Genomic DNA, 20,081 nt, shown 5'->3' on the forward strand with positions numbered 1-20,081 from the left:
AGCGGCCAGCAAAAAGGGAGGCTTGCGCCTCCCTTTTCGGAACTCTGAAATCTAGGCAACAGGATTAGTTGCTCTTCATCCAGATATCCATGTCGGTTTTCAGGTTGTCGGACTTGGTACCGAAGATGGCTTGAACACCGGAGCCAGAGACTACCACACCGGCAGCACCCAGTTTCTTCAGACCAGCCTGGTCAACCTTGGCCACATCCTTCACGCCAACACGCAGGCGGGTGATGCAGGCATCCAGAGAGGCAATGTTCTCTTTACCACCGAAGGCAGTCACCAGAGCCTCAGACATGCCGTCCTTGCTTTGGCTGACAGTCTCTTCAGCAGTCTCGTCTTCACGACCTGGGGTTTTCAAGTTCATGGCACGGATAACGAAGCTGAAGACCACGTAGTAGATACCAGCGTAAACCAGACCCAGACCTACCAGCAGCAGCATGTTGTCGGCACGGGGTGATTGAACCACGAAGTCGATGAAGCCGTTGGAGAAGGTATGGCCATGTACAACGCCCAGCATGTTGGTCAGCACATAAGCCAGACCAGCCAGTACGGCGTGGATGGCGTACAGTACCGGAGCGATGAACAGGAAGGAGAATTCAATCGGCTCGGTGATACCGGTCAGGAAAGAGGTCAGGGCAGCGGAGGCCATGATACCAACAATCTTGGCGCGGTTTTCCGGCTTGGCAGCGTGGGCAATGGCAAACGCAGCAGCAGGCAGACCGAACATCTTGAACAGGTAACCACCAGCCAGTTGACCGAATCCGTTACCGGCAGCGCGGGAAGCGTCATCAGCGGTCAGGAAGCAGGTCATGATACCGTGGACAGTTTCACCGGCACCATTGACACAGGTACCCGCCTGATAGAAGAAAGGCACGTTCCAGATGTGGTGCAGACCAAACGGGATCAGGGAGCGCTCAACCACACCGTAGATACCGAAGGCCAGTACCGGGTTCTGGTTGGCAGCCCAGTCAGAGAAGGCACCGATGGCAGAGCCAACTGGCGGCCAAATCACGGACAGGATCACACCCAGACCGATGGAAACGAAACCTGTGATGATGGGCACTGCACGTTTGCCAGCGAAGAAGCCCAGGTACTCAGGCAGCTGGATCTTGTAGAAACGGTTGAACGCCCAGGCGGCGACACCACCGGCGAGGATACCGCCCAAAACACCCGTGTCGATCTTGTCAACACCCATCACTGGCGCCATGACTGACAGGGTGGCGGTCATGATGCCGTAACCAACGATGGCTGACAGACCGGATACACCGTCGTTATTGGTAAAGCCGAGGGCAACACCCACCGCGAACAACAGGGCCATCTGGCCAAATACCGAGCCACCGGCCTGTTCCATCAAATGGGAAACAATTTCTGGCAACCAGCTGAAGTTTGCAGCACCGACACCAAGCAGGATACCTGCGACTGGCAATACGGAGACGGGCAACATCAGCGATTTACCAACCTTTTGCAGATTAGAAAACGCATTTTTCATCATGTGTGTATGCTCCTGAATGGATTGTCTTCCCGTAAACGGTTCAGTCCAATTGATAGACGATCACCAGCATCATCTTTCATTGGCGTGAATTCGATTGGGGTTGTTTATTTTGACCCGCTGAATATAACCCAGCAGATCGGAAATTTCTTCCATCAGGCACAAGGGAATAAAAATTTTGGAGGGGAGATCACAAGATAATTTCGAGGGGAATTACAGATTAATCAGGAATATATTTCGGCATTTTCATTGTATGCCACAAATATGAAAAGTGCTGTTTCGCATTGTATTTTAACCAATCAAATCAATACACAAAGAAACGCATTGTAACTCAATGTAACCATTTGCTGTTTTTTCTATTTTAGTCTACCGATTAAAAAGGCCTCCAACAAGGGAGGCCTCAAATAAATATTACAATTTAAAGGCTAGAAAATATTCAGCCTTTTTGCGAACGTTTGACCGCATCAATAAAAATGGATTTAGCCTTGGTTGAACCGGCACGCTCGGCCTCACTGACCAGTTGCATGGCCTTGTCGATATCACCGGCTTTCACCGCTTTCTCAATCTGGGACTGATAGAAGGCTTCGGTCTCGGTCAACATGGCGGGCACGGGTTTGGCAGCAACCGCAGTTGCCGTCACCGCACTGGCAGCCACTGCGGCAGTTGCTGGCGCGGCCTGGCTCATCGCAACCTTGTCTGCGTACTCGGGTTTGAACACAGCCTCAAGGCCCTGCCCCTTGGCCATATCGACCACCTCGATCTGTACCAGCCCCCATGGTGAATGCGGGATCACGGGATCCGGCACTGCTGGCTCAACCGTTTGGTTGGCACGGGCGAAGGCTTTGGCTGGGTGCAATATGGTGGTACTGCCCGCCAGCTCGCTGGCCGGGGCATAGACAATCATATAGGTTTCGGCAGCCGGGTTGCCCGGCATGCTGCGATCGACAAAGATATTGCCTTCAATCCGATCGTTATTTAGCAGGTGGGCTGGCTGGTAGCTGAACACTGACTCACCCAGCACCCGTGTCACCTTGAACTGGGCATCCAGCATGATCACTTGCGGCACCAGTACCGTCTTGCTTACCTGAGATGCGACCTTGATGGCCAGGTTGCCTGTGTTGGCTGGCAGGCGATAAGCCGCAAAGTAGCTCATCCCCTCGTCAAACTGAAAACTGGGTTGCTTGCCGTCGAGGGCCAGCAGGGTATCGCCTTCCGGCAAGGCCACATAATTGAAGTCGTTGAAAGCATTGCAGCAACTGGTCGCCTGTGAGAGTGCCTGCTTGGCCTGTTCGGCATTGCTCAGAATGGATGCGTGATCCTGCATGGGGACCACCATGCTACCGGAACAACCGGCCAACAGCGCAGTAACCACGGCTGCGATAGACATCTTTACCAATTTCATTCTTCTTATCTCCATAACCCGGTTGCCGTTACCCGGCGAAACAAAACTGCCCCCATACGGGGGCAGTGACTAACTTAACTGAAAGAGGTGCTTACCACCAAGCTTCCGCTTGAACACCAACTTGGTAGGTGTCTTTGGAGGTGCCGCTTTCGAAGACTTTCTGATCTTCGTCGTTGGCCAGGTAGGAGGCGAACACACGGATTTCAGGACGAGCCCAGAAGCTGGAGCCGGCAGACCAGGCTTGAGCCAGGGTCAGCTTGTAACCAGAGTCATCAACGGAAGTACCGTTGGTGGACTTGTTCTTGTCCTTGAAGTAGCCGCCTTCGAAGATGGTCTTGTTGAAGTCATCCCACTTGTACATGGGGCGAACAACGGCTGACATGGCTTCCCACTTGTCGTTGCCATCCCACATATCGTTGCCTACACCGTAGACCAGCTGGTGACCCATCTCGAAGTTGTTGCCCATCGGGACAACACCCCAGTTGATGATGCGATAACCATCAGCACCGTCTTTGGCTTCGGCACCGTACCAGGAGCCGTCGCCGTAGAAGGCCATGGTCTTGGAATAACCTTCAGTACCGTATTGCAGCACTGTCTTGTTAAAGCCACCCAGAATGCCGGCGGTCAGTTCGGCAGTCAGCATGACGCCGTCTTTCATGTTGTTGTTTTTCAGCGGTTTCTGAGCTTCGGTCTCGTTAACCAGCGCATAGTCTACGCCCAGTTCCAGAGAGGCTTCGCTCCACAGCGGGATACCGGCATAACGCAGGTCCAGTGTGTTGACGTTCAGGTCTTCATTCTTTTGATAAACCGGGTTGGCGACAGTACCAGTGTTGGTGTACTGACCGAACACATCGGCCGCGCTGCGGTCGTTGCGAACCCAGGCGAAGGAGATCTTGCCAGGACCGGCCTGGATGCCTTCAATACCGGCACCGGCACCGGAGATGTTCCAGTAGTAGAAGTCAGAGATATGGACATCGTGACGTTGGTAGTAACGCTTACCGGCCCACAGGGTGGCTTCCGGCGCGAAGCCCAGCAGACCTTTGGCCTGTACGTTGAACTGGCGCAGGGCGAAATCGGAGTCGCCATTGCACTGTTTGGCATCGAAGTTACAAACGGTACCGGTACCTTCCCAGTCGTTTGAACCGTTGGAAGCCATGGCAAACATGGAGTCAACGTAGAAAGTCTTGCCATCCTTGTTGAATACTTCCTGACCCAGCTGAACTTCGCCATAGGTATCATTTTCGTTACCCAGACGGCCAACTTTGTTCACGTTGTATTTAACCATGTCTCCGTCACCGGAAACGCCTACACCTGAACGGAAGTAGCCGTGGAAATCAACGGCGAAGGCGGCTTGGGAAGCCAGGGCTGCGGTTACTGCTGCAGCGATCGGGAGCCACTTTGCTTTCATTTTCATTTTCCTTATTCCCGCTGAGAGGAGTGTGATCCTGATATTCAAGTTCTTATCACCAAGAAAAACGTTTCGGTGATAACCGGGATGGATTATAGGTAGCCAATTTCGAGACAAACATGAGCTGATTCACAAAATGGCGACAAATCGCCCACCACCACTGCCAATGGGGTTAAACAAAGATCAAAGACCAATAATTAGCAATAAATCACCCTTAAAACATAAAAAAACGCGCAAACAAAATATTGAAAACGCTATCAACAATTAATTCGCTTCGAGCATTAAGATGAAAAATGTCAATTCAATGACAAAAACATGACTGAAATCGCTTTCAATGCGGAACTTTTAATTTTCCTGCATGTCGGTCAGGACTGGAATAAATGCTCAAATACATGATTGGGAGACAGGAAAATAATCGGAGAAATAGTGGGAAATAGACTCAACTGACAGGCATGAAACGCAGAAATAAACATCCCCGTGGTCGAACCCATCGGGGATGAATAAAAAATGACGAGGGAATGGCCCTAGAGTTTATTTTCCCAGCTGGTGAGCCAGGCCAATGCCACCTTTTCCGGTTCATCATCGACGGCGGCATCTATCTCAAGGCGGGGTAATAGCGCACTCGCTCCCAGCTCCTGCAACAAGCCGTCGAGCTGACGACCGGCACCGCAAAAGTGTTCGTAGCTGCTGTCCCCCATGGCGATAAGGGCATAACGCCAGCCTTTCATATAGGGAGCCCGATCCGCCAGAGCGGCGGCCAAGGGTTGCAGGTTGGGCGGAATATCGCCCTGCCCCGTGGTGGCGGTGATCAGCAGCAGGAAGCGGGAGGCATCTATGTCTTCCAGCACGGCCTCATCGAAAATCTGACATACATGTCCGACTTGCTGCAGATGTTCAGCCAGCGTCTCGGCCACCAGCATGGCTGAGCCATAGACGGTTCCCACTACAAGATCTATCTGAGCCATAACGGATTCCTTTGACGAGTATGGCTTCACAGCATGCCACAGCGCCGTCAAAGGCAACACCCTGTCAGGATGAAGGAATAGAGGGGATGATCAGTAGTCACTTTCACTGCCAGGCCAGCCCAGCTCGGCGAACAGCTGCAATAGGTCAGGACCCAGCGGCGCCTGGATCCGCATCGGGACCTTGAGGATCGGGTGCTCGAAGCTGAGAGTACGAGCTACCAGCAGCAGGCGTTCGCAGCCGAAGTGTTCACGAAAGAAGCGATTGTGGCGACCATCACCATGAGTGGTATCGCCCACTATTGGGTGGAAAAGATGTTCCATATGGCGGCGCAACTGATGCTTGCGACCGGTTTTCGGGAACAACTTGACCAGACTATAGCGACTGGTGGGGTGCTTCTTGGAAACCGCATGAGGCAGTTCGACCTGATGCAGGCAACGAAATGCCGTTACCGCCTCCTGGGCCGGGCGATCAGGATTGCTCATGGCATCGGCGATCTTGTCCAGCTGCTCCTTGAGGGGGTAGTCGATCACTCCCTGCTCCGGGGCCCAGCCCCGCACCAGCGCCAGATACTCCTTGTGTACCTGCCGGGCGGCAAAGGCCTCTGTCAGGATACGGGCAACGGCAGGATCCAGAGCAAACAGCAGCACGCCCGAGGTGGGGCGATCGAGGCGATGCACGAGGTAGACATGACGCCCCCCGATCAGATCCCGGGTCATCTGCATGGCGAACCGGGTCTCGGCCTTGTCGAGCCAGCTGCGGTGCACCAGCAGACCGGAGGGTTTGTTGACCGCTACCAACCAATCATCCTGATAGAGCAGAGTCAGTTTCATTGCATCACCACGTCGTCACCCGGCTGCGTTTTTCTCTGAAAGCGCAAGGTCAAACTCATTTTTCCACCACTTTACCGGTCAGCAGCAGATCGAAGCGACCGATGAGACGCAGCAGGCTCGCCATCTCGGCCAGCTCGTTCTTGTAAACTTCGCTCGCCATGGGATAGAGGGAGACGCTGGTAGGCAAGGGGGCTTGCAGCATGACAAGCTGCTCCATGCGCGGGATCAGCACGAATTGCAACCACTGATCAAAGCTCAGGGTATCGACACAAAACGGCAGCTCGCTCGCCAGAGCCTCTTTGCCAGGATGCTCGTCTTGCCAACGCCCCAGGCGCTGCAACTCGGCAGTGAGTTCACCCAGCAGGCCGGCTACCAGCAGATATTGATTCATCTCGTTCTCTTCCTCTTACTGCGATACCGGCCTGACGCTCCTCTGCATGGCAGATAACGGCTGGCCGGGTTCCTCAAAAAAGGGCGCTACTATACACCGTCCCCCTCCCCCTCTGCCATGTTCCATTGGCAAGCGGAACGCAGAACCCAGCCCCTGCTGGCTATCTGATGCAACCGCTTTATACAGATTGACCCGCAGCGCCCTGATGCGTCTTTTTCAGCTCGTAACAGGGTGGCCTTGGAACCCCCACTGGCTATCTGATACAACCGCTTTATACAGATTGACCCGCTGCACCCCTGATGCATCTTTTTCAGCTCGTGACAGGGTGGCCTTGGTGCCCCCACTGGCTATCTGATACAACCGCTTGATACAAATTGACCCGCAGCGCCCCTGATGCGTCTTTTTCAGCTCGTGACGGGGTGGCCTTGGTGCCCCCACAGGCTATCTGATACAACCGCTTGATACAGATTGACCCGCAGCGCCCTGATGTATCTTTTTCAGCTCGTGACAGGGTGGCCTTGGAGCCCCCACTGGCTATCTGATACAACCGCTTTATAATCGGCCCGCATCACTCTTAGCCGGATCACATCATGTCTACCATCAATACGCTGACCGAGTTTCTGACCCAGGCCGATACCCAGTTTCAACTGTTTGACATGGGTCGCCAGGTGCGGCCGCTGGCAAGCGACGCCTTCGAACGCATAGAGCAGCAGCAAGAGCCCTATCCCTGGCCACTGCAGCAGCACGCCTGGCTCGGCGTTCATTTCTTCCAGCCGGCAGAATCCCGACACTATCTCTGGTTCCTCAAGTTTGCACTCGATGAGCGTGGCCTGCTCATCGGCAGCGGCCCCAAGCTCTTTATGGATCAAGTGGTCGAGACCCTCGGCTACAAGCTGACCGGCGATCTGGATGAAGAGAAGGCCCAACGACTGGCCGACAATCCCTATACTTTCCGTCCTGCCGAAGCCAAGATGGCCAGCCTGCATGCCAAGCTGGCTCGCCAGCTGGAACAGGCTCCTTCCGCCTACTATGAGGGCCTGTGCCACTATCTGGCTGCGCCGGGTGACGAGGGCTGGCAGGCGTTGGGACTGCAAGGTTTTGCCGACATGGCGGAGCGGCTGCAGGACGAACGCAATCTGGCGCTGGTGTGCAAGGCCCTGCCGAAGCTACCCCAGGCCCCGCTCTACGCCCTGTGTCAGAGCCTGGAAAATGTCCCGCTGCCGCCGGCCGTGCAAGGTGCCCTGTTCGAGCGGATCGGCAAGGAACAGGAAACTGCCGAGCCCAATGCCGAAACCCTGGCCTACCTGTGTCGGGCGCTGGCTTCCTGCAACGGCAATGCGATGCGCACCAACAAGCTGCTGACCCTGCTGCAAACCCAGCCAAGTCCGGCTTTGTTGCTCGCCATCGCAGGGCGCCTCTGGCCCGACCTCAAAGAGCCAAGCCTGCTCAGTCTGTTCCTGGAACAGTTGGCGCTGCAGCCGACCCAGTTCTTCAATCAGGTGTTTGCCGAACTGGTGACCCTGCCGGCCCTGCGCAATGATATGCTGGCAAGATTGCGTGATCCTGAGCGCAGCAATGCACTCGGTCAGGCTATCGGACGTCTGTTTGCCTCGGCGTAACGGTTAATGGAATAACGGCCAGGTGGGCTGCCGCCTGGCAAAGACAACTCCAGATCACACAAGGAGCCCTTGATGGGTGAAATGCTCGGTATCTTGCTGCTTATCCTAGTCGGGGGCGCCTTCTGGCATCAGCGCCGCCAAGCGGAGCTCGCCTGGCAATACATGCGCCGCTACTGCCAGCATCACGATCTGCAACTGCTGTCTCTGGCACGCAGCCACCGCGCGCTGGCACACAGGCCGCTGCGACTCTTGACCTATTACGAGTTTGAATTTTCCAGCGATGGCGAGAGCCATTATCAGGGACAGTTGCGCATGCAGGGACTGCATATAGTCGGCGTCGACCTGCCGCCCCATCGCATCCCCGCCCAATAAGGCCCCCGGTAGCCAGATACGAGGCCAGAGCGGCCCTATCCCCCCGGACGCATGCCATCCCAGTAAACAAGACGCGGCGGATCACAACCTATAATGTTCAGGGATGTCCCCCGGGAGAGATCAAGATGGAATTGTTGACCCACGACCTGCCTGCCCTGTTCGCCCAGCTGGGCCTGCCCAATGACGAGCTGAGCCTGCACCGCTTCATCCACGAACACAAACTGGACAATCAGACCCTGCTGCCCGAAGCCAGCTTCTGGACCCCATCCCAGGCTGGCTTCCTGCGCGATGCCCTCTGGAATGACTCGGACTGGTCGGAAACCATAGACCAGCTGGATGTGCTGCTGCGCCAGACCGACTGATCCCTTCTTTTACCACCCGCTTTCCAGAGGAGAGCGGTTTGGTTAAGCTCTGTGCCCCGTCAAGCCCGTATCACAGCCCTACTGCGCAGGAGCCCCCATGTCCGCCCAAGAGATCATCCGCATCGCCAACGAACTGGCCGCCAAGGGGATCACTCCCTCCACTGCCATGGTCAAGGCCCGCCTCAGTCAGCCCGTTCCCATGGCCGAATTGCTCAAGGTGCTGAGCCAGTGGAAGCAGCAGCCCCAACCCACAGAACCGGCCCCGGCGAGCACGCCAGCCGCTGCCGATACCGGCACGCAGGCCGATACTGTCAACCTGCAACAGTTGAGCGAGCAGCTCAACCGACTCGAGCAGAAAGTCGATCGCCTGACCACCCTGCTGCTCCAACGCCAACCAGACTGAGCCCCCATGTATATTCTCGAACTCTGCTTTGAGTGCTATCGCGATACCTCCCTCGGTGAGGCCGAACGGGCCATCGTCAACTACCTGGACATGCTGCGCTATCAGGGCCAGATCCTGGGACGGGAGTTTCCCACCAGCATGCATGAAGGGCAGTTCATCAGCCGGGTGGTCTGCCCCGAACAGGACAGCCTGCATCCGGACAACCAGAGTGAACAGGTCAAGCTGGCTGAACAGCAGCTCAATCAGGCGGGTCTGCTCGCACCCAAGCTCCAGCTGCAAGGGATGGATTTGCTCTCCGACAGCACAGACCCTTGCGGCCACACAGACGAGCGGCCGAGCTGGATGCTGCTCTACACCAGTTTCCTGCACACCTGCTCGCCGCTGCGCTGCGGTGACCACTTCGCGCCCATACCGCTCTACCGGTTGCCTGCCGTCGCCAACGGCGATCACAAGCAAATTATCAAGTGGCAGGAGGATTGGGAGGCATGCGATCAACTGCAGATGAACGGCTCCATCGCCGAACACGCGGCACTGCACGAGATAGGCGAAGTGGGCAGCCGCCTCCATCGGCGCGGCAGCGATCTGGTCAAGCGGCTGGAGGCCCTGAGCGGCATTCCCACTTACTACTACCTCTACCGGGTCGGCGGGCTGAGCGCAGCCGAAGAGAGAAACCGCCCCTGTCCGGGCTGCGGCGGTGAGTGGACACTGACAGCGCCGCTGCACGATATCTTCGACTTCAGGTGCGATCCCTGCCGGCTGATCTCCAACCTCTCCTGGGACTTCAAGGATTGAGCCTCCTCCCTTGAGATGGCACTGCCTTGTGTCCAGATAGCAGAAGGGCCTTGCCGGATGGCAAGGCCCTTCTCATCTCACAGGGACAGGATCAATGGGGCAGGGTTTCCAGCCGCTCGAGGAAGGCTGGCAGCGAGGGGGCCAAGGTGAGACGGCGACCGGAATCGAGCCACTCCAGCCATACCTGACCACTCTCGTTGTCCAGCGACACCAGGGTCATCTCGTTGCGGGTGGTGGCAATGAACAGCGATGGCGTGCGCTTTAACTTGCGCAGCATCAGCAGATGACCGATGAGGTTTTCCCTGAGCAGGTCCAGATCCGCCTCGTTCCACGGCAAAATGAGCTCAAGGCGCAGCCCCTTGTAGGAACAGGGGATGGGGCGACTGAACCAGTGACCAAACAGCGCCTGGGCCGCGGGATGCAGCACCAGCTCCAGCGCATTGGCCATGGCCGCAAAATCGGCCGCTTGCTGGCGCTGGTGAGGGCGCCAGGCGACCCGCCCCTCTCTGGGCTCATCCAGCTCGCAAGGGGAGCGCCAGTCAGCTTCCCATTCACACAGGGGCAATCCCCGCCTTGCCTCACCATCACGCTGCCAGCGCAAAAAAAAGTGTTCCAGGGCAGACAAGACTTGATCCGACATCGAAATTCCCCACAATTGCTGCCAAAGTTCGCTATTGCATCATCAAACCCACGAGCAGACAAGGTGAAGCATGAGACGTCGCCATCCGGTAGCGATCCCATGCAATATCCAGGTAGGGGCAAGCGCCCCTGACGCTGCAGCGCAATGGCCCATTCAACATCCGGATCCATAAACACAATGAGCAAACAAGAGAAATACGCCGGTGCCAGCGCCTTGCAAGGGCTGAGCCTGGGTCAGCAATCTGCCTACATCAGTCAGTACAGCCCTGCCCTGCTGCAACCTGTGCCGCGCAGCCTCAATCGCGACGACCTCGGCTTGACCGGCGAGTTGCCTTTCCAGGGTTGCGACATCTGGACTCTATACGAGCTCTCCTGGCTCAATGCCAGGGGTAAACCCATGGTGGCTGTGGGTGAGGTGTCCGTGCCCGCAGTGAGCGCTAACCTCATCGAATCCAAGTCGTTCAAGCTCTATCTCAACTCCTTCAACCAGACCCGTTGCGACTCGCTGGAAGCGGTACAAGCCATGCTGGTCAAGGATCTGAGTGCCTGCGCCGGCAGCGAAGTGAGCGTGACGCTGTTCCCCCTGGCACAGGCTCCGCACCACATTGCCGCCCTGCCGGGTGAGTGCATCGATGAGCAGGATATAGAGGTTGATCGCTATGAATTCGATGCCAATCTGCTGCAAGGGGCCGCGGGCAACGAAGAGGTGGAAGAGACACTGCACAGTCACCTGCTCAAGTCCAACTGCCTGGTCACCAGCCAGCCCGACTGGGGCTCAGTGGTGATCCACTATCGCGGCCCACGGCTGGATCGGGAAAAACTGCTGCGCTACCTCATCTCGTTTCGCCAGCACAACGAATTTCATGAACAGTGCATCGAGCGCATCTTTACCGATCTCAAGCTCCTCTGCCGCCCGAGCCAGCTGACAGTGTATGCCCGCTACACCCGCCGTGGCGGGCTGGATATCAACCCGTTTCGCAGCGACTGGGAGCTTCCCCCCGCCAACCAGCGGCTGATCCGGCAGTAAAGTTGGGGTCCTGGCTGACAGAGAAGGCCCTTGGCTATCGTATCTGTCAGTAAACTCTGGACGTGCAGGGGGGGGCTTGGATAACATGCCCACACCCCTGTGCTGTCCTTAATCCAATGAATCAACTGTTTTTTCTGGCAATGATGATGTCCTCCCTGTCGGCTCCTGATCTGGATCTGGCCAAGGAGCAATTGTCTATCGATCTGCAGCAGGCCCAAACCCTGGTACTGACCGATCCTGCCAGATGTGTCCAGATCACCTCTGCCTTCCTGACACGCACAGCCAATAATCCCAAGCAAATCATCAGCAATCGCCAGGAGTATGGCTATCGCGAACCATTGCTGAGCTATGGCACGGCAGCCCAGGCCACAGGCGCCCACCTGCTCAAGGGGGAATGCCTGCTGCAACTGGGCCAGTTCCAGGCGGCCCAGAAGGCGCTTGATCAAGGCATTGCCATGGCCACCAAGGAGCAGCAGCTGGAGTTGCAGGCCCATGGCCTCTATCTGAAGATCCGCAGCCAGAATCTGCAGGAGCATTCCCATGGCGCCAGTGCCACTCTGCTCGGCCAGCTCGAGACCCTGCTCAGCACCCCCAGCCTCAAAGAGAGTCAGTTGCAGGTATACAGCCGCTTGCTGCGCACCAACGCCAGCATAGAGGCGCACCAGTTTGACGAGGCCAAACGCCAGCTGGCAGAGGCACGGCGCTGGGCAGATCAGGCAAAGAACCCGCTGGCCAGCGCCTGGGTCAGCGCTGTGAGCGGCGATCTCTACCATGCCCTCCAGCAGCCCCAGCTCTCTCTTGGTGACTACATAGATGCCCAGCAACAGGCGAGAGGACTGCAGGATCCTCTCTTCCTCGGTCTGCTGTCGAACCAGATAGTGAACCTCTATCAGGCAGAGCAGGAACCACAGAAGGCACTGCAATATGCCAATGAGGCCGCCAACTACTTCCACGCCCTCGGCAATCCCTCCCTGCTCAGCGATGCGCTGATCGTGCTGGCCCGCCTCAACCGGGATCAGGGCGAGATGAACATGGCGCTGGTCTACTTCTTCAATGCGCTGGATCTGCTGGACGAGGGCAATAACCGCACCCGCATCGCCAATCTCAAGTACGAGATAGGCAAGACCTATCTGCAGACCGGCAATCTGACCCTGGCCCGCAACTACCTCACCGCGGCCCGTCAATCCCACGAACTGGGGGACGACAAAGAGCCACTGATCGACACCCTGCTGTTGCTGGGTGAGCTGCACCTCAAGCAGAAGGAGGCGGGCATCGCCATCCTTCAGCTGGAAAATGCGCTGGCACTGGCCAACCAGATTGGCGACGCCCAGCGCCAGTTCGAGATCTTCCGTCTGCTCTCGGTGGCCTACGAGCAGAAGGGCTACCTCAAGCAGGCGCTGGACAGCTACAAGAATTTCCACCAGCGCAGCGAGCAGGTACGCCAGCAGCAGGTCGATCTGGAGCAGGAGGCGATCCGCGACAACTATGTACAGGTGGAGCGGGAACAGCAGATCAAGGAGCTGGAACAACAACTGGATACCAGCCAGCATCAGCAGGATCGCTATCTCTGGTCGAGCGTGATCACGGGCCTGCTGCTGACCCTGTTCATCTATCTGTTCTTCACCCTCTGGCTCAAGCTCAGAGTCGCACGCCTGCAGGGCAAACAACTGGGTGAGGCCATCTTGATAGAGCCACGCACCGGCTTGGCCAACTGGCAACGGCTGATGAGCCGCTGGCCGCGGGAGATGGCAAGACGCCAGCAAAAATCAGAACGCTGGTATCTGAGCGAACGGCCCACCAGCGAATTCGGCGACAAGTTGCATTACCTGCTGTTTCGGGTGCCCTTCCTGGTGAACAGCCTGGAGCAGCACGGCTATCAGGTGAGCCGAGAGATAGAGCAGGCTTTCGGCGCTTATATCAAGGGGCTGACACCGCAGGATGGCCGCATCTATGATTTGCGCGAAGGCCATCTGCTCTACGTGGTGCCCCAGCGCCACGTGGAGGACCTGCACAAGCTGGCTCAGGATCTGCTCGCGGCCTTTGCCGCTTTCCCCTGCCAGCACTCGCTGGATCGCCACATCAGCCTCGGCATCGTCAGCCACCCCTTCCTGCCCAAGGCGGCGACCGCCCTCGATCACCACGGCCTGTTCGACCTCTGCTATCTGGCACTGGCCGGAGCCATTCAGCTCAGCGAAAAATACCAGCAAAGCGTCTGGCTGGAACTTGCCGCCATCGATTGCCAACAGGCCGCATTTTTTAATGGGGATGTGTGGCAATGCTGCTTGATGGCAATTGACAAGGGACTGGTAAAAGTAAATTCTTCTCATGAAAAGCAATGGGTTAATTGGCTTCGACTTTCACGGACGAAAGCACCGGATAACCAATAACCCTATAGATAATCAACTGGGTCTGGAACTGGGTTCGACCGCCGTTGCTATCCAACACAAAAACGATGATGACAACAGGGCGACCTGAATAATGAATGATATCGCTGCCGTAGCAGGACAATTGGCCAGACTCAGGGAATCCCTTCAGCAAAAGCAGCTGGAGCTAGACGGCATAGTCACTTTTTCCGATGCAGAGCGAGCCCGCAGCATCCAGTTCATCGGTAAATTGATGCAAGCCTGTCGTGGCCATGACAGGGAGCTGGACAACAAGCTCGCCAAGCTCAAGCAAAAACTCGACGGCAATCCGCCGCTCTCCTCGCTGGATGCCGACCTCGCCGTCATCGAAAAGCTGTTGCAGCAACATGGCAATGCGCTGGAAGAGTCCATCAGCCTGACCAAGTCCGCCATCGACCTTGGCACCAAACAGCTCAAATCCATCAAGGGCTTCCCGGAGGATACCCGCAAGTCCCTCAAGGAGTTTCTGGCAAGCCCGGATGGCTATGGCATCGGCGACCATCAAAAGAAAGTGATCCGCCTGCTGGAGTTTTACCAGCAGGCCATCAAGATCCAGCTGCTGCCGACCCAGCCCCTGCTAGCCCCGGCGCCCGCCGCCAGCGTGCAGGCCATGGCCATCACGGAGCTCTCGTCCCCTGAGCCTGTGATCCCGTTTGACGCCAAGGCTCACGCCCATATCGCCGACGAGTTGCAACGGCTCATCACAGAGCTGGATTTTGCCGGCGCCGTTGGCGAGAGTCTGGCGGATATCCGCCGCCAGTTGCTCAATGGCATCACGCCACCGCTGCTGGCGGAGATCTGCCTGCAGGTGATAGAGCTCATCATTGAGGGCACCCGCGAGGAGCGAAAATCCTCCCAGGCTTTCCTGAGCACCCTCAACGAGAGCCTCTCTGCGGTGCATTTCAGCTTCACCGAATCCCTCGACGAAGGGCGCGCCCTGCAAAGCGCCACTCAGGATACCCGTCAGGCCATCGACAAGGAACTACGTGCCCTCGACCATACCCTGGCCAGCCACGACACCTTCGACGAGCTCAAGGGTGCCATCTCGGGCCATATGGGTGCCATCAACATGCTGCTGCAGGACAGGGAGGCCATGGCTGCCCGTGAGCGCCACCTGCTCACCCGCCTCTCCACCATGGAGGCCAAGCTGCGGCTGATGAAGGAGGAGACCGCCGAGTACAAGAAGCGGCTCACCATCCAGAAACACAAATTGTTCCTCGACAGCCTGACCCAGGTGCATAACCGGGCGGCGCTGGACGAGCGGCTCGAACTCGAATACAAGCGCTGGTTGCGCTACAACACTCCGCTCTGTCTGGCCATCATAGACATTGATCACTTCAAGAACATCAATGACAACTATGGCCACATGGCCGGCGACAAGGCGTTGAAGGTGGTGGCCAAGGCATTGCAGGGCGCCCTGCGCGATACCGACTTCATCGCCCGCTTTGGCGGTGAGGAGTTCGTGGTGCTGCTGCCGAACATCAACCCGGACAAATACCAGAAGCCGCTGGAGACACTGCGCCAGACCATCAAGAGCATTCCGTTCCGCTTTCGGGATGCCAGGGTCGAGATCACCATCTCCATCGGTGCCACCCTGTTTCGGGAAGGGGATCACACCACGGATGCGTTCGAGCGAGCCGACAAGGCGCTCTACAGCTCCAAGCACTCGGGTCGGGATCAGGTCAATCTGGCCTGAATCCGGGCTGAGCGGCGGCTAAAAAAGCAGCAAACGCACTTCTCCCCTATTCCCCTGCCCTACCGCTTACATCTACTATCAAATTCAAGGGATGCCACATGGCATCCTGTTTTCTCCCCAGGGAAAAGCACAACGATAACAAGCGAGTGAAAGGGGAACTTATGATTACGCACATCAATCCTGTGGGCAGCATGGACTTGCTGTCACAACTCGAGGTGGATCGCCTCAAACAGACTGCTTCCAGCGATATCTATCAACTGTTTCGCAACTGCTCGCTGGCGGTGCTCAACTCAGGTAGCCATACCGACAGCTCCAAAGAGATACTGGAGCGTTTCAAATCCTTTGATATCCATGTGATCCGGCGCGAGCGCGGGGTCAAGCTCGAACTGTTCAATGCCCCCGAGCATGCCTTTGTGGATGGCGAGATCATCCGTGGCATTCAGGAGCACCTCTTCTCCGTGCTGCGCGACATCCTCTATGTGTCGACCCAGCTGGAGTCGAACCGACTGGTCAACCTGACCAGCTCCACCCATATCACCAACGTGGTGTTCGCCATACTGCGCAACGCCAAGGCGATCCTGCCGGGGGCTGATCCCAATCTGGTGGTCTGCTGGGGCGGCCACTCCATCAACCCCATTGAATACCAGTACACCCGCGAGGTCGGCAGCGAGCTGGGATTGCGCGAGCTCAACATCTGTACCGGTTGCGGTCCGGGTGCCATGGAAGGACCCATGAAGGGGGGCGCCGTCGGCCACGCCAAGCAGCGGGTACGCAATGGCCGCTACATAGGTCTCACCGAACCTTCGATCATTGCCGCCGAGCCGCCCAACCCCATCGTCAACGAGCTGGTGATACTGCCGGATATCGAGAAACGGCTGGAGGCTTTCGTGCGTCTGGGCCACGGCATCATCATATTCCCGGGCGGGGTCGGCACGGCCGAAGAGCTGCTCTATCTGCTCGGCATCATGATGCATCCGGCCAACGAGCGCCAACCCATGCCGATTATCCTGACCGGTCCGAAAGAAAGCGCCGATTACTTCCGCGCCATCGATGACTTCGTCAAGGCTACCCTGGGCGAACCCGCTACCAGCCTCTACCGGATCATCGTTGGCGATGCGCCGGAAGTGGCACGGGTGATGAAGGAAGCGATGCCGAAAATTCGCGAATATCGCAAATCGGTCGGCGATGCCTACTCCTTCAACTGGTCCCTCAAGATCGAGCCCGAGTTCCAGCTGCCGTTCGAGCCGGATCACGCCAGCATGGCCAGCCTGGATCTGCATCGCAACCAGCCGCCCCAATTGCTGGCAGCCAACCTGCGCCGCGCCTTTTCCGGCATCGTCGCCGGTAATGTGAAGGAAGGGGGCATACGCGCCATCGAGAAGAAAGGCCCCTTCAAGCTGCACGGCGACAAGGAGCTGATGCACCTGATGGACAAGCTGCTGGAGAGCTTCGTCAAACAACAGCGCATGAAGCTGCCTGGCACCCAATACGTACCCTGTTACGAGATAGTTCGTTAAAGGCTGTTAGTCGCCGGTGACCAGCGACAACATGGCACAAGGGGCGCAGCAGCGCCCCTTCCTTTTGCCATCTGTATGAGCATCTGACGCTCTGGCACCACCTGAACACTGTTATCAAGGCTGCCAGTTGTTACAATGGCGCGTCCTGACTGCCAAGAGTCCCCCATGCCACACCTGCTTATCATCGATGCCCTCAACCTCATCCGCCGTCTGCACGCGGTGCAAGCCCAGCAGGCGCTGACCCCGGCCCAGGCGCTCATCGCCACCCGTGCCAATCTCATCAATACCTGCCGCAAGCTGCTGACGGGCAGCGAGCCGACCCATGTCATAGCGGTATTCGACGGCGAGATACACAGCTGGCGCAAAGAGGTCTACCCGGCCTACAAGGAGGGGCGAACCCCCATGCCGGTGGAGCTGCGTGAAGGTCTGAACACGCTGCAGGATGCCTTCTGGGAGTGTGGCGTAGACGCTTTGCTCTCCCAGACCGATGAGGCGGACGATCTCATCGCCACCCTGGCCAGCGGCATCGCCCAGCACGGGGCAAGGGCCACCATCATCTCTACCGACAAGGGGTTCTGTCAGCTCATCTGCCCGCAGATCCAGATCAGGGACTATTTCAACAAACGCTGGCTGGATGCCGCCTTTGTCGAGCAACAATATGGCGTGGCCCCGGCCCAGCTGGTGGATTTCTGGGCCCTGACCGGCATCGGCGGATCCAATATCAAGGGGGTGCCCGGCATAGGCCCCAAGACGGCGACCCAATTGCTGCAGCAATATGGCAGCCTGTCGGCGCTGCTCGCAGCCTGCCAACAGGAGGAGGCCAGCAAGCCCTTGCTCAAGCTGCGCCAGCATCAGGACGATGCTCTGCTGGCCCAGCGTCTGGTCCGGCTGCAGCGTGATATTCCCCTGGGTTTCAACTTGCGGGAAATACGCTATCCTCCAGCACCCGAGAGCGAGGCATGACACCGGCTTCCCCCATTGACCAGCAATCCTGCCAATCATGACGGGACTCACCCTTGCTGTTGACAAAAACAGATAGAATGTAAAGAAACATGGAGGGTTAGTTGTATAAATGGTATAAAACGGCCGAATCCTCCCCCTCTGTTCCCTAGAAGTGGATACCTCTCATGTCAAAAAGAAAGATTACCGTCATCCCGGGCGACGGCATTGGCCCCAGCATCATCGAATCCGCCATCCAGATCCTGACCCACGCCGGTTGTGACTTCGAATACGAGTATGCGGATGCCGGTCTGGTCGCGCTGGAGAAGCACGGCGAGCTGCTGCCCCAGGCAACCCTGGATCTGATCGAGAAGAACAAGGTCAGCCTGAAAGGCCCGCTCACCACCCCGGTCGGCGGCGGCTTCACCTCCATCAACGTCTCCCTGCGCAAAAAATTCAACCTCTACGCCAACGTCCGCCCCGTCATCTCCTTCAAGGGCACCAAGAGTCGTTACGAGAACATCGATATCATCACAGTGCGCGAGAACACCGAAGGGATGTACTCGGGCGCCGGCCAGAAGCGCAGTGATGACAACAATAGCGCCGAGGCGATGAGTATCGTTACCCGCGACGGGGCAGAACGCATCGTCAAGTTTGCCTTCGAACTGGCCCGCCAGGAAGGACGCAAGAAAGTGACCATCATCCACAAGGCCAACATTCTCAAGTCCACCTCTGGCCTGTTTCTGGAAGTGGCCCGCGATGTCGCCGCTCGCTACCCGGATATCCAGAGCGAAGAAATGATTGTCGATGCCGCCTGCATGAACCTGGTGATGTACCCGGAGCGGTTCGATGTCATGGTCACCACCAACCTGTTTGGCGACATCCTCTCGGATCTGTGCGCCGGCCTGGTGGGCGGTCTGGGCATGGCACCTGGCGCCAACATCGGCGATGGCGCAGCCATCTTTGAAGCGGTGCATGGCTCGGCGCCGGATATCGCAGGCAAGAACATCGCCAACCCGACCTCGGTGATCCTCGCCTCCATCCAGATGCTGGAATACCTGGGCATGCAGGACAAGGCTGAGCGCATCCGTGAGGCAGTGCGCGCCACCATCGAATCCGGTGATCGCGTGACCCGTGATCTCGGGGGGACCGCCTCTACCAGCGAGTTCACCCAATCCATCATAGACCGTTTGTAATTCATCTTAATTCATTGATTTAAAAGGGGAGCTCAGGCTCCCCTTGTTTTATCTCGCGGCACGCTACCCGCCTAGTCAATTGGCTACTATGTTCAATGCATAAGGGATAAGGAGATCCATTATGCGCGCTATTTTTCCCCTGTTGCTTATCAGCAGCAGCGTCATGGCAGTAGACAGACCGGTCGAAAATGCTTGGAAACAGCTTCCGGCAGCCCAGTCGCAGCCCGCCAGTCAGGTATGGCGTTCCAGTCTGGATACCAATGATCTGCTCAAGGCGCCCAAACCGCTCTCCTTCGGGGTAGACATCATGACGGACAGCGACGGCAACCAGCAGGTTACCGCATACCAGAAACTGAATTTGACGGCGGAGAAGAGCGTAAGCCTCTCCTTCGAGCACCACAAACCCAGGATCAAGTTCAAGGCTGCGGGCATGAATACGGCCATCAAACTCAGAGGGGATGGGGTCAAGTTGCAGTTCAATCCGGTCGACAAGAGCATTCCCCTGCAGATAGAGCTCAAAGTCACGGATGACGAGTCATCCCTGCGTCTCGACTACCGCTTCTGACACTGGCTGCATGGCGCAGATAGCAAAAGACCGATGGCATCACTGCCATCGGTCTTTTTTCTG

Annotated in this window: 19 protein-coding genes; 12 read left to right on the top strand and 7 right to left on the bottom strand. The window is 57.3% G+C overall.

The annotated features are described in order from the left end of the window. Nucleotides 1-64: 64 nt before the first annotated feature. The 6 genes from ptsG to ONZ54_RS16815 all read right to left on the bottom strand — a co-directional run bounded on the left by ptsG (nt 65) and on the right by ONZ54_RS16815 (nt 6,489). Nucleotides 65-1,495: a PTS glucose transporter subunit IIBC gene (gene ptsG, locus ONZ54_RS16790; RefSeq protein WP_005312062.1), complete on the bottom strand. Its 1,431-nt coding sequence runs from the start codon at nt 1,493-1,495 to the stop codon at nt 65-67. A 433-nt stretch (nt 1,496-1,928) separates the two neighbouring features. Continuing rightward, a complete protein-coding gene (locus tag ONZ54_RS16795) occupies nt 1,929-2,894 on the bottom strand; it encodes a MalM family protein (protein WP_059167936.1) in 966 nt (321 codons plus the stop codon). Between the two features lie 91 nt (nt 2,895-2,985). Beyond that, nucleotides 2,986-4,302, bottom strand: coding sequence for a maltoporin (locus ONZ54_RS16800; RefSeq protein ID WP_282684564.1), 1,317 nt, complete (start codon nt 4,300-4,302; stop codon nt 2,986-2,988). A gap of 524 nt (nt 4,303-4,826) precedes the next feature. Next, nucleotides 4,827-5,267, bottom strand: a complete 441-nt coding sequence (locus tag ONZ54_RS16805; RefSeq protein ID WP_271786728.1) for a flavodoxin — start codon at nt 5,265-5,267, stop codon at nt 4,827-4,829. Between the two features lie 90 nt (nt 5,268-5,357). Then, nucleotides 5,358-6,098, bottom strand: a complete 741-nt coding sequence (gene truC, locus ONZ54_RS16810) for a tRNA pseudouridine(65) synthase TruC (RefSeq protein WP_271786729.1) — start codon at nt 6,096-6,098, stop codon at nt 5,358-5,360. A 55-nt stretch (nt 6,099-6,153) separates the two neighbouring features. Continuing rightward, nucleotides 6,154-6,489: a YqcC family protein gene (locus tag ONZ54_RS16815; RefSeq protein ID WP_005312033.1), complete on the bottom strand. Its 336-nt coding sequence runs from the start codon at nt 6,487-6,489 to the stop codon at nt 6,154-6,156. Nucleotides 6,490-7,079: 590 nt separating this feature from the next. Between ONZ54_RS16815 and ONZ54_RS16820 the strand changes: the two genes are divergently transcribed. The 5 genes from ONZ54_RS16820 to ONZ54_RS16840 all read left to right on the top strand — a co-directional run bounded on the left by ONZ54_RS16820 (nt 7,080) and on the right by ONZ54_RS16840 (nt 10,037). Next, entirely contained in the window at nt 7,080-8,108 is a 1,029-nt protein-coding gene (locus ONZ54_RS16820; RefSeq protein WP_059167939.1) for a DUF3549 family protein, read from the top strand. Nucleotides 8,109-8,180: 72 nt separating this feature from the next. Further along, a complete protein-coding gene (locus ONZ54_RS16825; protein WP_005312029.1) occupies nt 8,181-8,480 on the top strand; it encodes a DUF3301 domain-containing protein in 300 nt (99 codons plus the stop codon). Between the two features lie 125 nt (nt 8,481-8,605). Continuing rightward, nucleotides 8,606-8,842 carry a DUF2789 domain-containing protein gene (locus tag ONZ54_RS16830; RefSeq protein ID WP_005312027.1) on the top strand — a complete coding sequence of 79 codons (237 nt, stop codon included), beginning with the start codon at nt 8,606-8,608 and terminating at the stop codon, nt 8,840-8,842. 97 nt (nt 8,843-8,939) lie between these two features. Beyond that, complete coding sequence (locus ONZ54_RS16835) at nt 8,940-9,245, top strand: hypothetical protein (protein ID WP_005312025.1); 306 nt, start codon at nt 8,940-8,942, stop codon at nt 9,243-9,245. Between the two features lie 6 nt (nt 9,246-9,251). After that, nucleotides 9,252-10,037 carry a Zn-ribbon-containing protein gene (locus tag ONZ54_RS16840; RefSeq protein WP_271786730.1) on the top strand — a complete coding sequence of 262 codons (786 nt, stop codon included), beginning with the start codon at nt 9,252-9,254 and terminating at the stop codon, nt 10,035-10,037. Between the two features lie 91 nt (nt 10,038-10,128). Here the strand turns inward: ONZ54_RS16840 and syd are convergent, their stop codons facing one another. Continuing rightward, the gene (gene syd, locus ONZ54_RS16845) at nt 10,129-10,677 is read right to left on the bottom strand and encodes a SecY-interacting protein (RefSeq protein ID WP_099991911.1); all 549 of its coding nucleotides are present in this window, start codon (nt 10,675-10,677) and stop codon (nt 10,129-10,131) included. Nucleotides 10,678-10,854: 177 nt separating this feature from the next. Here syd and queF point away from each other — a divergent pair, with 177 nt between their 5' ends. The 7 genes from queF to ONZ54_RS16880 all read left to right on the top strand — a co-directional run bounded on the left by queF (nt 10,855) and on the right by ONZ54_RS16880 (nt 20,018). Continuing rightward, the gene (gene queF, locus ONZ54_RS16850; RefSeq protein ID WP_271786731.1) at nt 10,855-11,703 is read left to right on the top strand and encodes an NADPH-dependent 7-cyano-7-deazaguanine reductase QueF; all 849 of its coding nucleotides are present in this window, start codon (nt 10,855-10,857) and stop codon (nt 11,701-11,703) included. Between the two features lie 116 nt (nt 11,704-11,819). Continuing rightward, on the top strand, nt 11,820-14,090 hold the full coding sequence (locus tag ONZ54_RS16855; protein WP_271786732.1) for a hypothetical protein: 2,271 nt from the start codon (nt 11,820-11,822) through the stop codon (nt 14,088-14,090). 91 nt (nt 14,091-14,181) lie between these two features. Further along, the gene (locus ONZ54_RS16860; RefSeq protein ID WP_087756282.1) at nt 14,182-15,801 is read left to right on the top strand and encodes a GGDEF domain-containing protein; all 1,620 of its coding nucleotides are present in this window, start codon (nt 14,182-14,184) and stop codon (nt 15,799-15,801) included. Nucleotides 15,802-15,962: 161 nt separating this feature from the next. Then, the gene (gene ppnN, locus ONZ54_RS16865) at nt 15,963-17,318 is read left to right on the top strand and encodes a nucleotide 5'-monophosphate nucleosidase PpnN (RefSeq protein ID WP_021139357.1); all 1,356 of its coding nucleotides are present in this window, start codon (nt 15,963-15,965) and stop codon (nt 17,316-17,318) included. 165 nt (nt 17,319-17,483) lie between these two features. After that, nucleotides 17,484-18,281, top strand: a complete 798-nt coding sequence (gene xni, locus ONZ54_RS16870) for a flap endonuclease Xni (RefSeq protein WP_212540292.1) — start codon at nt 17,484-17,486, stop codon at nt 18,279-18,281. A gap of 164 nt (nt 18,282-18,445) precedes the next feature. Next, entirely contained in the window at nt 18,446-19,453 is a 1,008-nt protein-coding gene (locus ONZ54_RS16875; protein ID WP_058393501.1) for an isocitrate dehydrogenase, read from the top strand. A gap of 121 nt (nt 19,454-19,574) precedes the next feature. Further along, on the top strand, nt 19,575-20,018 hold the full coding sequence (locus ONZ54_RS16880; RefSeq protein WP_005312007.1) for a hypothetical protein: 444 nt from the start codon (nt 19,575-19,577) through the stop codon (nt 20,016-20,018). The last annotated feature ends 63 nt before the right edge of the window (nt 20,019-20,081 follow it).

Source organism: Aeromonas salmonicida, assembly GCF_028355655.1.
Taxonomy (GTDB): Bacteria; Pseudomonadota; Gammaproteobacteria; order Enterobacterales; family Aeromonadaceae; genus Aeromonas; species Aeromonas salmonicida.

What these genes read in the sequence shown, in the direction of transcription:
- syd (WP_099991911.1), bottom strand. Translation starts at nt 10,677, where the DNA reads ATGTCGGATCAAGTCTTGTCTGCCCTGGAACACTTTTTTTTGCGCTGG.
- ONZ54_RS16800 (WP_282684564.1), bottom strand. Translation starts at nt 4,302, where the DNA reads ATGAAAGCAAAGTGGCTCCCGATCGCTGCAGCAGTAACCGCAGCCCTG.
- queF (WP_271786731.1), top strand. Translation starts at nt 10,855, where the DNA reads ATGAGCAAACAAGAGAAATACGCCGGTGCCAGCGCCTTGCAAGGGCTG.
- ONZ54_RS16840 (WP_271786730.1), top strand. Translation starts at nt 9,252, where the DNA reads ATGTATATTCTCGAACTCTGCTTTGAGTGCTATCGCGATACCTCCCTC.
- ONZ54_RS16860 (WP_087756282.1), top strand. Translation starts at nt 14,182, where the DNA reads ATGAATGATATCGCTGCCGTAGCAGGACAATTGGCCAGACTCAGGGAA.
- ONZ54_RS16855 (WP_271786732.1), top strand. Translation starts at nt 11,820, where the DNA reads ATGAATCAACTGTTTTTTCTGGCAATGATGATGTCCTCCCTGTCGGCT.
- ONZ54_RS16805 (WP_271786728.1), bottom strand. Translation starts at nt 5,267, where the DNA reads ATGGCTCAGATAGATCTTGTAGTGGGAACCGTCTATGGCTCAGCCATG.
- ONZ54_RS16880 (WP_005312007.1), top strand. Translation starts at nt 19,575, where the DNA reads ATGCGCGCTATTTTTCCCCTGTTGCTTATCAGCAGCAGCGTCATGGCA.
- xni (WP_212540292.1), top strand. Translation starts at nt 17,484, where the DNA reads ATGCCACACCTGCTTATCATCGATGCCCTCAACCTCATCCGCCGTCTG.
- ONZ54_RS16830 (WP_005312027.1), top strand. Translation starts at nt 8,606, where the DNA reads ATGGAATTGTTGACCCACGACCTGCCTGCCCTGTTCGCCCAGCTGGGC.
- ONZ54_RS16795 (WP_059167936.1), bottom strand. Translation starts at nt 2,894, where the DNA reads ATGAAATTGGTAAAGATGTCTATCGCAGCCGTGGTTACTGCGCTGTTG.
- ppnN (WP_021139357.1), top strand. Translation starts at nt 15,963, where the DNA reads ATGATTACGCACATCAATCCTGTGGGCAGCATGGACTTGCTGTCACAA.
- ONZ54_RS16815 (WP_005312033.1), bottom strand. Translation starts at nt 6,489, where the DNA reads ATGAATCAATATCTGCTGGTAGCCGGCCTGCTGGGTGAACTCACTGCC.
- truC (WP_271786729.1), bottom strand. Translation starts at nt 6,098, where the DNA reads ATGAAACTGACTCTGCTCTATCAGGATGATTGGTTGGTAGCGGTCAAC.
- ONZ54_RS16820 (WP_059167939.1), top strand. Translation starts at nt 7,080, where the DNA reads ATGTCTACCATCAATACGCTGACCGAGTTTCTGACCCAGGCCGATACC.
- ptsG (WP_005312062.1), bottom strand. Translation starts at nt 1,495, where the DNA reads ATGATGAAAAATGCGTTTTCTAATCTGCAAAAGGTTGGTAAATCGCTG.
- ONZ54_RS16825 (WP_005312029.1), top strand. Translation starts at nt 8,181, where the DNA reads ATGGGTGAAATGCTCGGTATCTTGCTGCTTATCCTAGTCGGGGGCGCC.
- ONZ54_RS16875 (WP_058393501.1), top strand. Translation starts at nt 18,446, where the DNA reads ATGTCAAAAAGAAAGATTACCGTCATCCCGGGCGACGGCATTGGCCCC.
- ONZ54_RS16835 (WP_005312025.1), top strand. Translation starts at nt 8,940, where the DNA reads ATGTCCGCCCAAGAGATCATCCGCATCGCCAACGAACTGGCCGCCAAG.